Genomic DNA, 14339 nt, shown 5'->3' with positions numbered 1-14339 from the left:
CAATGAACCAGGTTGAATACAACGACTTACCCGTGAAGATGATGCTCTATCCCGCCATCTTCTTTATGATCCTCGGGATGACTTTTGGCGTCTACATCGCCTTCAACGGCTTTGTTGTTCCCGATTACTTTCAGGGTGAATATGCCCACTTCGGAAGAGTGAGGCCCGTCCACGTAGGCAGCGTCGCACTGTTGTGGCTCCTTTCCGCCAACGTCGGCTTGATCTACTACTTTGTGCAGAGACTGACAGGTGTCGCCCTTTGGAGTCCAGGTCTCGCCTTAGCCTCGGTCTGCCTGTGGTGGCCAAGCCTTATCATCGGCGTCTACTCCTACCCCTTTGGCACCAACTTCGGCTGGGAATATGCCGAGCTGCCCACAAACGTCTCCTTCATCCCCGTCAAGGCCATGTTCACCCTGTCGTGGGTTTTTGTCGTTATCAACGTTTTCATGACAATTGCAATACGTCGCTACGAGAAGATGTATGTCTCTCTTTGGTACACCATGGGAACCATGATCTGGACCACATTCACCTACGTCGCCGGCAGCTGGGCAATCAATTGGATTCCTGGAGGAATCTCGCGTGTTAATTTAAGTTTCTTCTACGTGCATAATCTTGTCGGCTTGATCTTCACCCCCATGGGGCTTGCCGCCGCCTATTACGCCCTTCCAAAACTCACCGGAAGACCCATCTACAGCCACCGCCTCTCGATGGTTGGGTTTTGGACCATCGCTTTCGTTTACGCCTGGGTTGGAGCCCACCACATCATCCATGGCCCGATGACACAGTGGCTGCAGACCGTATCCATTATCTTCTCCATCTGGCTCTTTATCCCGGTTTTCTCCGTTGTCACAAACCTCTTTATGACGGTCGCCGAAGATTGGGAGCAGTACACAAAGAGCGCAGCGGTACGCTTCATTATCATGGGCAACATCTTCTACCTGCTCACCTGTATTCAAGGTCCCCTGCAGGCACTTCGCAATATCAACGAGATCACCTCTAAGACAGACTGGATCATCGGACACTCACACATTGCGCTCTACGCCACATTTACCTACTTCGCCATTGCCGGCATCTACCAGGCTCTGCCCGCCTTGACTGGTAAACCGCTTTGGTCAGAACGTCTTGCGAACTGGCACTTCTCTCTGAACCTGCTCGGGAGCCTTCCATTCATCCTCCCTCTCTGGCTAGGTGGGTTTTTACAAGGCTACTTATGGTCTAAGTGGGCCGACGGTTCGACCTATGCCGACTACCACTACCAGCTGACACAGATGACATTCCTCGATACCGTAGCCGACATGCAGCCTTGGTGGCACATGAGGCTTATGGGAGGTATCATCATCTTGGTTGCCAACCTCCTTTTTGCCTTTAATGTCTTCAATACCGTGATCTTAAAGCCAAAAACACAACCTGCGAGTTAAACGAGAGCACTATGAGCCACGACAACTTCTTCCACAAACTGGATGGTTCGGCAATCCTGACACTGATTGGAATCCTGTTTCTCTTTTCCTTTTCCATCGGCGTCACCTTGGTCGCCCCAACCTATATCGACCCCAGCTGGACAGAACCCTCCTCATCCTATCAAAAGCAGATGTATGAGATCTCCGATCCCAACGTCTACATCTCCAGCTCAACTAAAAAGGGTCCCGAGTTGCAAGTGGCCTATCACCTGAAAAAGGGCTTCTCCCTCCTCTCGTTCCAAGAAAGCGAAACAGTCAAGATCATCGCCCCGCAAGAGCTTGAGAAATATATCACGAAAACCGGAGAGAGCCCGCTCAAGCTGACAAGAGAGCTGCTTCTTTTAAGAAGGCCGGCAAAGGGAAGCGAAATTGAGATTAAAGCCTCAGAGCTATCCTCAAAGCACAGAGCGATCTGGAGTGAATCCCCCGAAAACAAGGGACTTCCCCCTCCCGATCTGATTGTGTTTGAACTATACCGTCCAAGCGGCGATGAGGCGTTTGCCCATAGCGAAACAGAGGGCTCTTTGGAGAATTGGGTCGACCAAGATTTCGTGATTTTAGAAGGAACCGACGGCCACTCCTACCATCAAGAGAGCGGAGTGATCTTTGTCAGCAATCCCAAGGAGTACCGCGTCAAAAAGTATAAGTTCGGTGCTGAAGAGGGGTGGCGCTACGACCCTGCAGGAGATCCGATTGCCTCTCTCGACGAGCTTAAAGGCCACGAGCTGGGATTTATGTCGCGAAAAGAGTTGATCGCCTATGGCGAGCACCTCTACGCCATCGAAGGCTGCTGGTACTGCCACACCGACCAAACAAGAACACTGATTCAAGATGTCGTTTTAAACGGTTCTGAGTCCTATCCGGCACCCCCCTCCTCGGCCAACGAATACATCTACCAGGAGATCTCCTTCCCCGGCACCAAACGAAACGGCCCCGACATTTCACGTGTGGGTGTCAAAAGGCCAAGCAGAGACTGGCACAAAGGCCACTTCTGGTCTCCAAAAACCGCCAGCAAAGGCTCGATCATGCCGGCATTCCAGCACTTTTTCGACGACGACCCAAGGGGTACTTCTAAATCCCTTACAGGTATCCCCAACGCCAAATTCGAAGCAATCTTCCAGTACCTAATGACGAAAGGAACACGCATCACCCCGCCAACCAAAGCGTGGTGGCTTGGAAAAGACCCGGTAAAAACCAAGGAGTTGATCGAAAGAAAACAGGCGCAACCATGACACTTTTACTCAGCTTAGACGGCGCCGGTTTTTTGGGATCGATGGCGATATTTTCCATCATGCTGCTCTTTTTTGGCACGGCCCTGCTCTTGTTTATCTGCTTATGGTGGAAGGGACGTCTTGATATGGATGACGAGCCGGCCAGGCGCATGCTCGACGACAACGACAAAGGATGGATAGATGACAAATCACGAAGAAGATAAAGACGAAATTGAGATCTTTGCCGACGGGAGTGTTCAATCCAAAAACGCCGAGATTCCAAGATGGCTTAAACTCATCTATTTCATTTTACCTTTCTGGGGTCTTGTTTGGTTGATTCTCTACTGGAACGGATCACATGGATGGCTTGACAGAGGATCTTGGCAGGAGTTGCAGAAGGCGGCCAACACCACCTTTCCCTACGAAAACGTCGACCAACCCCAAAAATTGTAGTTACACCAAAAGCATCTCAAAATTGGGTCTTTGGTTTAAAAAAAGCCTCGCACCTGAAAGATTACAAATCATCACTTAATACTAAGTGACTTGCAACCTTTCAAGCGCGAGGCTTCTTCTTTGCCCACACTCCATTTTGTAACACCTTCGGCCTAGACCTGCTGCAGAAAAACGAAATGGCCTAGTCGAAATCTTTGATCCGGTCGTGCGTTGCCAAAAAGATATTGATGACGGCAGACCTTAGCGACTCGTCCTCGAGTTGCTTCAGGCCGGCGATGGTACATCCTGCCGGTGAGGCAATCTGCCAGCGCAGCTCCCCCGGATGCTTTTTGGATTGCTTGATCATCTCCATTGTGCCGGAAAGAGTTTCCTGAGCGATCTTCTTTCCCAAGTCGACAGGAATACCCAGCGCGATGCCGGCGTCGACCATCGCCTCATAATAGACCAGCAAGAAGGCAGGACCGGATCCTGAAAGGGCGGTCAGAGCGTCGATACGCCCTTCGTTCAGCCAAATCACATGCCCCATCTTTTTAAATAAATTCTCGCTTTGATGCCGCTCCCACTCCGTGGTCGCCTCATGGGCCACAAGGCCGATCAAGCCGCTCGCATAAAGCGAAGGAAGATTCAGGGTAGCTCTCACGATTTTATTCGTACCAAAGGCCCCCTGGAGCTTTTCTATGCTGACACCGGCGAGCACGCTGATGATCACATGCTCCTTTTTCAGGCGGCCGCGGATTTCAAGCGCTGTCTGGTTGAGATCTTGCGGCTTGACGCAAAGGATTATAAATTCGGCCTGGCTGAGCCCCTCATCTTTTGTTTTGACCGCGATGCAACCAAACTCTTTGGCCAGAGCCTCCGCCTTCAAAAAATCTCTGTCATAGAGGAGCGGTTTCGTTTTCTTGGACAAGATCTTGGCGATCCCCCCGCCAATCGTCCCCGTACCGAAAATCAATACGCGGGGCTCTTTTGCCTGCTCTGCCACAACAAAATCTCCTGCTTAAACGTGATGAACGGACATTGCCACAAGTTTTCCCTCGTGGTTAAAAATGTGCTTGGAGGGAATAAATCCTCCGATGTTTGTGCAGGGAAAGGCCGACGAGTCTCTTCCCATGATCGTGCCGGGATTGGTCACGCAGTTGCAGCCTGTTTGCGCCCCATCGGCGAGGATCGCCCCGAATTTTCTTAAGTTTGTCGCGATGCTGCTCCCTTTGTGCCTGACCCGGACCTGGCTTCTTGTCAGCTTCAGATTGGCTAGCTTTGTTCCTGCGCCCAGATTAACCCCGCACCCAAGGATTGAGTCGCCGACATAGGCAAAGTGCGCTGCATGGGCCTTATTAAGCAAAATTGAGTTCTTCACTTCCGTTGTATGGCCGATGACCACTCCTTCCCCGGCAATCACATCACCGCGGATATAGGCGCCGAATCGCACTTCTGTTCCACGACCTAAATAGCAGGGCCCCTTAATGTAGACCCCCGGATCAATCAGACAGCCGCTCTCAATCGTAATCAATTCCGGGTTGACCAGATGGGCTTCTTTAGGCACAGGGGATTCGATGCGGCCGAGCTCCAATCCCTCCAAAAACAGATGGATTTTGGGCAAAGCTTCCCAGGCATACTCACAGCCATCGAAGATGGAAGCGTGCTTAAAGCCTGATAAATCAAAGAGTTTGGTTGGGGAAAAATCGTTCATAAGCCTCGGTGACTCCCTGAGGAGAAATTTATGTTCTTGTGAATGGTTTTTGCATATTTTCAAGAGAAAAAGAAAGAAGAAAAGTAATATATATGTAAATCCTCTTCTTTAGTCCCTGTGGATTTGTCAACAACTCCCTATTCTGCCCTAGAGTCTTCCTTTGTTGGAAGATTGTTCACTATCTTGCCGCTATCGACAACGGTCGAAACTTCCTGACAAAAATAAGCCGTCATTTGCTCATCACACACATTCTGTCGACAAACATTCAACAATTGTCGAGAGAAAATCTTTGAAATCTTGTTTGGTGACAAAACATTTTTTTCACAACCGCTTGAAGAAGAGTTTCTTTTTATAGATATCTCTTCTTCTTCTGTTGCTGTGGGGTTGTTGATAAGTGGGTTGTTTCCCTAGATGTTTCCTCTGTTGATATCTTGTCTAGATGACCTGTTCATAACGGGAAAATCGTTCAAAAAGGATCTGAAAACCACCTTATGAACAAAGGTTTATTCAACACATGAACAGATTTTCCCCAACAAAATGAGAACTTTAGATCACACGCCAGTCGATAAGGGGTTGCTGTTGGCTGGAAAGGATGGTGTTGACGGTAGAGAAGGGACGGCTGCCGAAGAAACCGCGGTGGGCCGACAAGGGGGAGGGGTGCGGGGCTTTGATCAAAGTGTGGGATTTGCCCAGGCTGTTTTTTTTGTGGATGAAGGCGCATTTATCCTGGGCGTTTTTACCCCACAGAACGAAGATGAGATTGTCCTTTTTTTCCGCCAGGGCGTGGATGATGGCGTCTGTGAAGAGCTCCCACCCTTTGCCAAAATGGGAGAGAGGGGCGCTCTCAGAGACTGTCAGTGTGGTGTTGAGCAGAAGAACGCCTTGTTTAGCCCAGCTTTCTAAAAAGCCATGCGTCGGCATCGGCGCGCCAATATCTTGCCGCATCTCTTTGAAGATGTTGAGCAACGAAGGGGGAAAAGGGACCCCTTTTTGAACGCTGAAACAGAGGCCGTGCGCCTGGCCGGGCCCGTGATAGGGGTCTTGTCCTAAGATGACGACCCGCACTTCATCGAAGGGAGTGGTGTTGAGGGCGGTAAAGACATTTTCCCGAGAGGGGTAAACAGGGGCTTTTCCCCTTCTTTCTTCCTCTACAAACCGGATGAGCGGTTCTATGTAGGGTTTGTTGAACTCGTTTTCAAGAGCTGTCCTCCAGCTTGCGTGCAGGTTGAAAAACGCGTCGATTTGCTCTCTTTCCATGAGAAATTCTCCATTTTTTTCTCCAAGGGTATCTTCCCCGTGGAAATTTCACAAGGAAGGTGGATTCAACACTTCTCTTTAATTGACGACAAACAACCGATTTCTATAGAATGGTGCCCAAGCGAAACTGAAAACCCCGAAAGAGCTTATGAACAATATTGCAGAAAACAACCAGATCCGCTTCGTAAGCATCGTCAAGAAAAAGAACGGGGTATTCTCCAAGTTTAAGGTGAATGGGATCAAAGGCGGCACGACATTTTCCGCTTCGATCACAGTGGACCTTGCCGCGGCTAACGTAGACCTTGCCGACCCGATGGAAAAAATCATCGAGGAGTGCGCCAAGATCGCCGCCAAGGACATCAAAGAGCCTAAGTATCAATTCGAGGGCCTTCAGGCCATCTAAATTCTTCAATCTGGGTGTAGCGCAGCTTGGCTAGCGCACTTGCATGGGGTGCAAGGGGTCGGAAGTTCGAATCTTCTCACCCAGATTCCTTTTCTCTTAATGAATTACAATAAATTTTTCTCTCAAAAGCATTCGATAAATCGACCTTTCGTCAAAGATCGGCAGAATGCTCTATGTTGGTTCTAAACGATCTGAGATTTGAGGTTGTTTAAGAATATCCAAATGTAAGCCAGCTCCATGGACTTTGTGAGTATCCTGAGAAAGCGCACTTCCCCCTTAAGGACACAAACCACGCATGATTTTGAAGGATTGAATTGCAGAATCTTACTCGGATCTTGTCTTCATTAGTGTTTGAACAAAACAATTCATCTTTCTGGGTTCGGGGCTGAATGACACCGAGGGCATCTTACGGCATTAGTCGCTTAGCGCTCTTTTAGAATCGTGTGAGTGTGGTCTAATCATTACCATCCAACCGCTATAAGTAAGATGATGAGGCATTTAAAGCTAAACTGCTTCTTTATTTTACCGGCTTTTGATGGTATAGTTGATGACTCATTGCATCGCTCGCGCGCCAAAAAGAAGTAACCATCGTTAGCTTGAAAGTTGAAAAATCATGTTTGTAAGTTCGTGTCTGCGTAATTCTAGTTTGTATTCTCATCGCTTCCAGAAGCGAAGGAGTTGTAATCATGGTTTGGAAAGTCGATTCAAAAAAATCGATAAAAAATTAATACAGCTTTTTGATGATTCGAATCATTTCGACTTGATGGCTAACGTCTATAGCCCCTTTATTTTTCATTCTTCAAGCACCAACTCCAATAAATTTGCATGCGGGACAACAGCTAGAGCGATTGTCCAGGGAAATTTATTTGGTCAATCTCGCTATCAAAAGATTGATTCGGTAAAAAAATTGTTCAGATCCCTCAAAGACGCTGAAGAAGGAACATTTTTTTTAAACATCTATGGAAGCGAGTTCGTCAATGAGGAGAATAAAACAGCAGTTTTTCAAGGACATGCATTTACTGTTTTAAAAGCTATCGAAGACGGCAAAACTGGTTATCTATTAGCTCAAAGTTATGTGGAAGAGTATTCTCTCAAGGATTTCCTGTTAAATGCTGATAGATACTACTTTGACTTTTCTTCTCTCAAGGAAAAAGTTCTGCGTCCCTTTTTCTCAATATTAAATAAAAGGGGGCCTTGGACTAAAAAAGAATGTCGAGATTTTTCTTCGATTACCTCTATCTACTCTGAGCGCCTTATAGGCTTTGGCCCGGATAGTAAAGTATGTCCCAGTGGTCGATTGCTAGAGATGGCAAATTTTGGCCGGACAACGGACAGGGCACCGGGTTTTGAGATGCGCATAAATTATCTATCTTTTCTTATCATTCAAACAGTGCGCGCTAACAATTCCAATTGGAAATTTGACAAAATCGCATCGATCCAATCTCCCATCTCACAAGCCTTATATCATCGCTACGAAGCAATCGACAAGAAACTAAAGAGGTTAATATTTACCGATGGCATGATGGTAAATTTAGCAAAGACTTACTATAAAACTGTTTTTAATATTGATGTTGAAGTTATTGAAAATGACTCAAAATGCCAAGATGTAGCATGTGCAATTGTTCAGGCGAATCTATTTAACCATTCTTACTGCCAACAACTAACCTTTCATGAATTAAAATCCGCTCTCAGAGATTCAGAAGAGGGAACATTCATGGTTCAAATTTATTCAGATAGATTTATTGATGCAGATAATGAAACGAAATTGTTTCCGGGGCACTCATTTGTTGTCATTAAAGTTGTTGAAGGACAGGAAATAGGGTATCGCTTTGTGCACTCCTTTGTAGGGCGGTTAAAACTCATCGATTTTCTGGAAAGTAAAAGTCATCGGTATGACGATTACGGCACACTCCAAGAGCATATACTCAAACCCGTCCATTCTTTATTAAAACATAAAGGACCTTGGGGCCCAAAAGAATCGCAAAATTTTTTCTTGATAACCTCCGTTTATTCCGAATCTCTAGAAGGATATTTCCCGCCTTCGGGAGGTTTAGCATTTGATATCCTAAGAACAACAAATAGGTTTAAAAAGAAATCCAGGTCGCTCAAAGAAGTTACCTCTAGAAAATCGAACCACTGACTTGTAAGTCTTGGTTTTTTTAAACTCTTGTGACAAGGGCGGATTTAGTGCTTTCTCTTTATGCTCTTTGACTTGGGGTACTAGATAAGGCCCAGGGCGATGGCTGCGCCCATCAGCAACAGCATGATGCTTCAGTCTGGGAGAATTTTTCCAAGAAAAGGCTCCAGCCGTAGACTGCGACACAGACTGTATCGACTAAAATTGTCGAGATCACATCGGTTCCGATAAATTGCTCTTTGGTAAGACCGGCTTGAATCAATATCGCAGTGCGGAAAGCACCCTGGTTGCCCGACAACTCCCCCCCCTCACATTTCCACCGAGGGGAGCATCACAGCCAAGTCGTTTTTTGAGAGGATGGGCTTTGATACCCTTTATCAGCTTTTGAGAACGGTATATAGGCAAGCTTGAAAGGTGCCCTTAAAAGGCTCTCGAGCCCACAAACAAGCTGCCCTCCTCTTCAGAGTTGTCCGATTGAAATAAAATGAAATCCTCGCCAGGTGAAGGGATTGAATCTTACGTCTCCATCTGGCAGGGAGCGCACGATAGCCTGCAGGCAAGTCCTTTTGAAATTAAAGGGAAAATTGTTTTAGTCGCCACCTACTCCGGTATCTTACCCAGCAATTGGAATTCTTTGTTCCCAACGCTCATTTCGAGCCCGCTAATGAGTATATATGATCATTTCTGCAACAGACGGAGAGATGACTCTTCTGGAAAAGGAGGGTAAAAAAGTTTTTGAAATCTTGTTGAAATAGTTTTTTTTCTCAATTGTCGAGTAGTTATCTATCCTAAAGGAACGTAATTGGTTGTGATAAATTAAAATTTATTCTTGCTTGCTTTCACATCTTCTGATGAATTCGTTTAAAGCATCGCTGAAAAAAATTAGCAATCGGTGCGCCGTCAGCCCTGTTGTGCTGGCCGGATTATTTTATCAATCAATGAGGGGGTAAAATGAGATTAATTACATTGATGATGAGTGGATTAATACTAGCAGTTCAGTCGCTTAGCGCTCTTCCAGAACCTTACGAGTCTGTCAGAACGATTCCGGGGACGCCCTACTTTGTTCAAGACAGTTACATTTACTACGATTTGATCAACTCACACAACGCGGCAGTTATTGTCGATGTGGAATCTCAAGATGGCGGCGTGGCAAGACTTATCGCACAGCAATCGGAGAGTCTGCCTTCCTTAAACCGTATCTACTCTATCAACGCATGGGTCGATTGTGCCACACACAAGCGCCAGTTTCAACGCTTCCTGTCCAACGTCAAACAGGAAAACAGCTCTGAGAAAATCATCCCTATTCGGATGAGCTCACAGGAAGCGGCTCTATCTTTAAACATCATAGCCGATTTTATCAGCATAGTCGGGGGTAATGATGCAAACATCATCTATAAAGATATCTTGGCGTGGTATCCGCACCTTTCCTCAAATGGAATCCTGTGCGGAAACAACTGGTACGACAACTCTGTCGAGATGGGGGTGGCAAAAGCGGCAGAAGCCCTTGATCTGACTCTGCATGTCAACAACAACGTCTGGTATTTCGTAAAAGAATAATAAAACAGGAATCAAAGAACCTATCCCGAATTTGTGGATAGGTTTTTACAAATTATTACAGGTTTTTTAGCAATTTTTTTGCCGCAAATAAGGTACAGGCAGGGTGCATTAACCCACCCACAAAATTTACGAAGTAGGGTACTAGATAAGCCCCAGGGCGATGGCTGCGCCCATCAGCAACAGCATGATGCCCACGAGTATTCGGAGGATTGTCATCGTGATCTTTTCAATCAATAGTGAACCGATGTAAGAGCCTAAAAATGCCGTCAGGCTGGCAGCAGCGATGATGCCTTCCAATCCTTCAGTCAGAGAGAATTTTTCCGAGAAAAGGCTCCAGCCGTAGACTGCGACACAGACTGTATCGACTAAAATTGTCGAGATCACTCCGGTTCCAATAAATTGCTCTTTGGTAAGGCCGGCTTTAATCAATACGGCAGTGCGGAAAGCGCCCTGGTTACCCGACAACCCCCCAAAGAAGCCTGAGACGAAACCGCCAAGGGGAATAGATCCCGCTGGCAGCGTGAGCCGGGCAAATTGCGGGACGATCTCAAACAGGGAAGAGAACACAATAATCGACCCGACAGTGACACCAAGAAGCGTAATCGTAAATTCCTTAGTGTCGATAAAGTAGGAGTATAGCGGAGGCGCGTCCGCTAAACTGCCCAAAAGATAGGCTCCAATAGCCGAAGCAAAGGCCGCGGGCAGGCCGAAGAGGCAGACGATTTTCCAGTTGGCGAGCCTGCCCACGATAAACGCTTTGAAGACATTGTTGGCGAGGTGAACCACTGCCGTCGCGGCGATAGCTGCCTGGAGTGGAAAAAAGAGGGCGAAAACAGGCATCAGCACAGTCCCGAGGCCAAACCCGGAGAACAAGGTGATGACAGCGGCGAGTAATGAAGTCAGGCAAATCGCTAAATATTCCATAGGGAATCTGTAGTGAATGTTATATCGTCTTAAAAAATTTGTTCTGCATTATCTTTCTTGTACAGAAACTACCCATGGAATGCTATGAAGAAATGTGTTTTGGTCCGCCGCTACGAGCCGCATGACGCTGCCGCATTGGCAGAGATTTATTACAACACGATCCACACTGTAAACAGCCGAGACTACACAAAAGAACAGATCGATGCCTGGGCGCCCCCCAAGAGCTTAGACGCTGCCAGGTGGGGAGAAAAATTTGCAAAGACTAACCCTTTTGTGGCGCTGATTGACGGGCAGGCTGTCGGATTTGCGGAATTTGAGCCGGATGGCCACATCGATTGTTTCTATTGCCACCATCAGTTTTTAGGAAGAGGGGTTGGGAAGGCGTTGATGGAGGCTATTACTCAGGAGGCTGTCCGCAACAGCATACCCCGCCTTTTCGCCGAGGTGAGCATCACAGCCAAGCCGTTTTTTGAGAGGATGGGCTTTGATACCCTTTACCAGCAAACAGTGGAGATAAAGGGTATCAAGTTGATCAATTTCAAAATGGCGAGGCCAATCTGACGGTTAAAAGTGGTAGGTGAGTTTTAATTGTGCCGTCTGGTTGTTCACGAAGCTTGCGCCCCCCTTGAAGTAGCGGTATTCTACGCCGACGTCCCAGTTGGAAGTGATCCAATAGCCCACGCCGCCGATGACCTGCCAGGCAAATCCGCTACGGGTTCCTTCGACAGCTAAGTCAAAGTCCGTCGCCTTAATTTTTTGGTGAGTATAGCCGATACCCCCTCCAAGATAGGGAAACAGGCACAGTCCGCACCAGTTAAAAGGGATTTCATAAAGCGCGTTTGCCATATAGGACATGCTTCTGACATGGCCGTCAGAGTCAATATGGGCGCCAAGGAAGGAAATGTGGTCGATTTTATTGTAACGGTAGACGCCCTCAAATTCGGCGCGGATACCTTGGCAGAAGCGATAGCCTAGCTGAAATCCCACCGCATACCCGACGTCGGCATCCAATTTCATGTGATCTTTAGAGGAAGCATGAAGGAAGTTGGCTCCTCCGCTTACACCGCCATACATGCCATCCCAGAAATTGCACTCATCGTAGGAGGCGCAGGGGTCGTAGCAGCAGTTGGATGCGGCAGCTTTCCCCGAGGAAAAAAGGGCTGTGGATAGTAGTAAAAACAACCACAGTACGGAACGATTCTTCATATTAACTTCCTTTACCGAGAAAATTTTCTCTTGTGTTGGTTTTTTGATCTTATCCTATCCATATTCACATGGTGCAAATAAAGCAATAGATTATCTTTTAGCATTCCTGGGTCTTAGCTGTTTTTTTATTTTTCTTGACTTTAGAAAAAAAAGGAATAAAAGGGATCTTAGATGATTTTTAGCAAAGCAAGGGGTGTTTCATGTATCCGAAAATTAAAAAGCTCGCGTTGAGCGTTTTTTGTTTGTTCCTGATGAGCGCGGGTCATGAGCGCTTGGCTGGAGAGTCTTATGTCCCAGTGCAGACTTTTACGGCGGTCATCCCGGGAAGCCCCACCTTGGGCGATGGGTTTGGCAACACGGTGACATTACACGAAGATAAAGATTGGCTTTTCGTGACGGAAAGCGTTGCAGAACCTGAGGGAACAGTGATTCCCGGTGCTGTCTATTATTACAAGAAAAAAGGATCGCAGTTTGAGAACAAGCAGATTCTCGAGACAGGCGGGATAGGCGACCATCTGGGCTTGCTTGATCTGCAAACCCACGGCAAGTGGCTGTTTGTATCGGCGCCGGGAACTCCCTTAGGCAATACCGATCCATCCCAGGCAGATTTCACCGGAGCGCTTCTGATTTATCATCTCGAGGACGGAGAGTGGAAGCTGAGGCAGACGCTCGACAGAAACACCCCGGGATTGGAAGACCTGACCCCAGCAAACCCCGCCTCTTTAAATCCCGTGATTCCAGCACAGATCTTCCAGCAGGGCGCTTCCTTTGGCTTTAACTTCAGCGTTGATCTGGCACATGGGCTGCTTTTAGTAGCTGCTCAGTATCAGCAAAACTTAGATGCGGAGAATCAGCCTCTCATGAACTCCGGCGCAGTTTACGCTTTTCACCTCTCTTCCAGCAAAGGAGAGTGGGAGCTGTTTCAAAAAATCACAAATCCGGCTGGATCTGTTGCTAACGATGCCTTTGGTGCTCAAGTGGCGCTCTATGAAGACATGGCGCTGATCAGCAACGGGGTGGTGGCCCAAACGCCGCGCTTGGAATTTACTGCCGTTTCCCTCCCGGTACCAGTGCCTCCTCTTCCTTCGAGCCCTAACAGCTCCGTCTTTCTATACCATTTTCACGACAAGGAATGGCACCATTTGCAAACTGTTTCCGGCGATCAGCAAACAGGGACGGCGATTACCCTGGGACCGTTCTTCTCACCGTTTATCACAGGTCCGGTGAGCATTGGAGACGGGTTCGGCTGCGCATTGGCCCTCAATAAATACTGGGCTGTTATCGGCGCCTGCTTTGAGGCTGCCGCTCCGAATGGTTCAACAACTCTTTCGGGAGCTGCCTACTTTTACTCTATCAGCGGCAGCGGAAAAGACGCGTCCCTTGTCCGTCAGCAGAAGGTATTTTCCGATGATCCCACAACTCAGGGAACCAGCCTGATCAACATTAGTTTGAGGAAAGATACGGTCCTGATATCAGATCCTTTGCACGTCGGTCCGGAAGGTCAGGTGAACCAAGGGGCTATTTTAGTGTATAAATTCCATAAAGACCGCTGGGAACATAAAGACACGCTGTTTGATCCAAGCGGTGCCGCGAAGGACTTTTTTGGCTTCGGGATCGCGCAAAATGGGGATTACGTCGCCGGAGGGACAGGATCGTTTACAGCGGCTGTTACCTTTTTAAACGTGGGACTTCCGTTGGTGGTTACACCTTTCCCTTTGAACAATGGCAAGGTGGTCTTGTATAAGAGAAAATAGAGCCAGTTGGCTGCAAGGAGGAGAGATCATGGAAGAGCCGCCCATTCATGAGCTTTCACTGAAAGCGAAAGAAAATAAGCTGCGTGAGCTCACAGAGGAATTTTTAGATCCCGTGAAGCTCGAGGAGTTGATCGTCTCCTCCTGCCATGAAGCGATGGAATCGGCTGAAAAGACATTTCATACCTTCCGGCAGATAGCGGCCGACTTGGAAGAAGAGTATAAAAAAGTCTTCGCGCAGCACAAAAAAGAATAAGAACGTGAACTTTGCCGAAAGTGTCAAAAACCATTTT

The 14339-nt window shown here is 47.5% G+C and carries 17 protein-coding genes and 1 tRNA gene; 12 read left to right on the top strand and 6 right to left on the bottom strand.

The features are described from left to right. Positions 1-2 precede the first annotated feature (2 nt). From ELAC_RS00810 to ELAC_RS00795, 4 genes are read left to right on the top strand one after another with little or no spacing between them, the layout of a single operon-like run. Entirely contained in the window at positions 3-1418 is a 1416-nt protein-coding gene (locus tag ELAC_RS00810; protein ID WP_098037373.1) for a cbb3-type cytochrome c oxidase subunit I, read from the top strand. An 11-nt stretch (positions 1419-1429) separates the two neighbouring features. Next, on the top strand, positions 1430-2689 hold the full coding sequence (locus tag ELAC_RS00805) for a cbb3-type cytochrome c oxidase subunit II (protein ID WP_098037372.1): 1260 nt from the start codon (positions 1430-1432) through the stop codon (positions 2687-2689). Further along, a complete protein-coding gene (locus tag ELAC_RS00800; protein ID WP_098037371.1) occupies positions 2686-2892 on the top strand; it encodes a hypothetical protein in 207 nt (68 codons plus the stop codon). Before ELAC_RS00805 ends, ELAC_RS00800 begins: the two co-directional genes overlap by 4 nt. Continuing rightward, positions 2870-3121 carry a hypothetical protein gene (locus ELAC_RS00795; protein WP_098037370.1) on the top strand — a complete coding sequence of 84 codons (252 nt, stop codon included), beginning with the start codon at positions 2870-2872 and terminating at the stop codon, positions 3119-3121. Before ELAC_RS00800 ends, ELAC_RS00795 begins: the two co-directional genes overlap by 23 nt. 181 nt (positions 3122-3302) lie before the next feature. On the opposite strand, the gene proC is transcribed toward ELAC_RS00795, so the two are convergent. The 3 genes from proC to ung all read right to left on the bottom strand — a co-directional run bounded on the left by proC (position 3303) and on the right by ung (position 6068). After that, positions 3303-4103 (bottom strand): pyrroline-5-carboxylate reductase, encoded by an 801-nt coding sequence (proC, locus tag ELAC_RS00790; RefSeq protein WP_098037369.1) that lies wholly within the window; start codon positions 4101-4103, stop codon positions 3303-3305. 15 nt (positions 4104-4118) lie between these two features. After that, the gene (locus ELAC_RS00785; RefSeq protein ID WP_098037368.1) at positions 4119-4811 is read right to left on the bottom strand and encodes an LbetaH domain-containing protein; all 693 of its coding nucleotides are present in this window, start codon (positions 4809-4811) and stop codon (positions 4119-4121) included. Positions 4812-5357: 546 nt separating this feature from the next. Further along, complete coding sequence (gene ung / locus ELAC_RS00780; protein ID WP_098037367.1) at positions 5358-6068, bottom strand: uracil-DNA glycosylase; 711 nt, start codon at positions 6066-6068, stop codon at positions 5358-5360. Between the two features lie 148 nt (positions 6069-6216). On the opposite strand from ung, the gene ELAC_RS00775 reads away from it, so the two are divergent. The 3 genes from ELAC_RS00775 to ELAC_RS00765 all read left to right on the top strand — a co-directional run bounded on the left by ELAC_RS00775 (position 6217) and on the right by ELAC_RS00765 (position 8611). Continuing rightward, the gene (locus ELAC_RS00775; RefSeq protein ID WP_098037366.1) at positions 6217-6471 is read left to right on the top strand and encodes a hypothetical protein; all 255 of its coding nucleotides are present in this window, start codon (positions 6217-6219) and stop codon (positions 6469-6471) included. 10 nt (positions 6472-6481) lie between these two features. Then, positions 6482-6556, top strand: a tRNA-Pro gene (locus ELAC_RS00770). A 606-nt stretch (positions 6557-7162) separates the two neighbouring features. After that, positions 7163-8611, top strand: a complete 1449-nt coding sequence (locus ELAC_RS00765) for a hypothetical protein (protein WP_098037365.1) — start codon at positions 7163-7165, stop codon at positions 8609-8611. A gap of 112 nt (positions 8612-8723) precedes the next feature. On the opposite strand, the gene ELAC_RS00760 is transcribed toward ELAC_RS00765, so the two are convergent. After that, positions 8724-8906, bottom strand: coding sequence for a hypothetical protein (locus ELAC_RS00760; RefSeq protein WP_098037364.1), 183 nt, complete (start codon positions 8904-8906; stop codon positions 8724-8726). A 186-nt stretch (positions 8907-9092) separates the two neighbouring features. Here ELAC_RS00760 and ELAC_RS11585 point away from each other — a divergent pair, with 186 nt between their 5' ends. Next, on the top strand, positions 9093-9335 hold the full coding sequence (locus tag ELAC_RS11585; protein WP_143406394.1) for a hypothetical protein: 243 nt from the start codon (positions 9093-9095) through the stop codon (positions 9333-9335). A 224-nt stretch (positions 9336-9559) separates the two neighbouring features. After that, positions 9560-10165, top strand: coding sequence for a class I SAM-dependent methyltransferase (locus ELAC_RS00755; RefSeq protein WP_098037363.1), 606 nt, complete (start codon positions 9560-9562; stop codon positions 10163-10165). A gap of 141 nt (positions 10166-10306) precedes the next feature. Here the strand turns inward: ELAC_RS00755 and ELAC_RS00750 are convergent, their stop codons facing one another. Next, complete coding sequence (locus tag ELAC_RS00750; RefSeq protein ID WP_098037362.1) at positions 10307-11089, bottom strand: sulfite exporter TauE/SafE family protein; 783 nt, start codon at positions 11087-11089, stop codon at positions 10307-10309. Positions 11090-11173: 84 nt separating this feature from the next. Here ELAC_RS00750 and ELAC_RS00745 point away from each other — a divergent pair, with 84 nt between their 5' ends. Beyond that, positions 11174-11650: a GNAT family N-acetyltransferase gene (locus ELAC_RS00745; protein ID WP_098037361.1), complete on the top strand. Its 477-nt coding sequence runs from the start codon at positions 11174-11176 to the stop codon at positions 11648-11650. 3 nt (positions 11651-11653) lie between these two features. Here ELAC_RS00745 and ELAC_RS00740 read toward each other — a convergent pair whose 3' ends face one another. Further along, a complete protein-coding gene (locus tag ELAC_RS00740) occupies positions 11654-12295 on the bottom strand; it encodes an outer membrane protein (RefSeq protein ID WP_098037360.1) in 642 nt (213 codons plus the stop codon). A gap of 200 nt (positions 12296-12495) precedes the next feature. Between ELAC_RS00740 and ELAC_RS00735 the strand changes: the two genes are divergently transcribed. Beyond that, on the top strand, positions 12496-14049 hold the full coding sequence (locus ELAC_RS00735) for a hypothetical protein (RefSeq protein WP_098037359.1): 1554 nt from the start codon (positions 12496-12498) through the stop codon (positions 14047-14049). Between the two features lie 28 nt (positions 14050-14077). Then, entirely contained in the window at positions 14078-14302 is a 225-nt protein-coding gene (locus ELAC_RS00730) for a hypothetical protein (RefSeq protein ID WP_098037358.1), read from the top strand. Positions 14303-14339: the final 37 nt, after the last annotated feature.

The organism is Estrella lausannensis (genome assembly GCF_900000175.1).
GTDB lineage: Bacteria > Chlamydiota > Chlamydiia > Chlamydiales > Criblamydiaceae > Estrella > Estrella lausannensis.
This window is presented reverse-complemented; position numbering and strand designations above follow the sequence as displayed.

What these genes read in the sequence shown, in the direction of transcription:
- ELAC_RS00805 (WP_098037372.1), top strand. Translation starts at nt 1,430, where the DNA reads ATGAGCCACGACAACTTCTTCCACAAACTGGATGGTTCGGCAATCCTG.
- ELAC_RS00800 (WP_098037371.1), top strand. Translation starts at nt 2,686, where the DNA reads ATGACACTTTTACTCAGCTTAGACGGCGCCGGTTTTTTGGGATCGATG.
- ELAC_RS00810 (WP_098037373.1), top strand. Translation starts at nt 3, where the DNA reads ATGAACCAGGTTGAATACAACGACTTACCCGTGAAGATGATGCTCTAT.
- ELAC_RS00775 (WP_098037366.1), top strand. Translation starts at nt 6,217, where the DNA reads ATGAACAATATTGCAGAAAACAACCAGATCCGCTTCGTAAGCATCGTC.
- ELAC_RS00750 (WP_098037362.1), bottom strand. Translation starts at nt 11,089, where the DNA reads ATGGAATATTTAGCGATTTGCCTGACTTCATTACTCGCCGCTGTCATC.
- ELAC_RS00795 (WP_098037370.1), top strand. Translation starts at nt 2,870, where the DNA reads ATGACAAATCACGAAGAAGATAAAGACGAAATTGAGATCTTTGCCGAC.
- ELAC_RS00745 (WP_098037361.1), top strand. Translation starts at nt 11,174, where the DNA reads ATGAAGAAATGTGTTTTGGTCCGCCGCTACGAGCCGCATGACGCTGCC.
- ELAC_RS00730 (WP_098037358.1), top strand. Translation starts at nt 14,078, where the DNA reads ATGGAAGAGCCGCCCATTCATGAGCTTTCACTGAAAGCGAAAGAAAAT.
- ELAC_RS11585 (WP_143406394.1), top strand. Translation starts at nt 9,093, where the DNA reads ATGAAATCCTCGCCAGGTGAAGGGATTGAATCTTACGTCTCCATCTGG.
- ung (WP_098037367.1), bottom strand. Translation starts at nt 6,068, where the DNA reads ATGGAAAGAGAGCAAATCGACGCGTTTTTCAACCTGCACGCAAGCTGG.
- ELAC_RS00785 (WP_098037368.1), bottom strand. Translation starts at nt 4,811, where the DNA reads ATGAACGATTTTTCCCCAACCAAACTCTTTGATTTATCAGGCTTTAAG.
- ELAC_RS00755 (WP_098037363.1), top strand. Translation starts at nt 9,560, where the DNA reads ATGAGATTAATTACATTGATGATGAGTGGATTAATACTAGCAGTTCAG.
- ELAC_RS00735 (WP_098037359.1), top strand. Translation starts at nt 12,496, where the DNA reads ATGTATCCGAAAATTAAAAAGCTCGCGTTGAGCGTTTTTTGTTTGTTC.
- ELAC_RS00740 (WP_098037360.1), bottom strand. Translation starts at nt 12,295, where the DNA reads ATGAAGAATCGTTCCGTACTGTGGTTGTTTTTACTACTATCCACAGCC.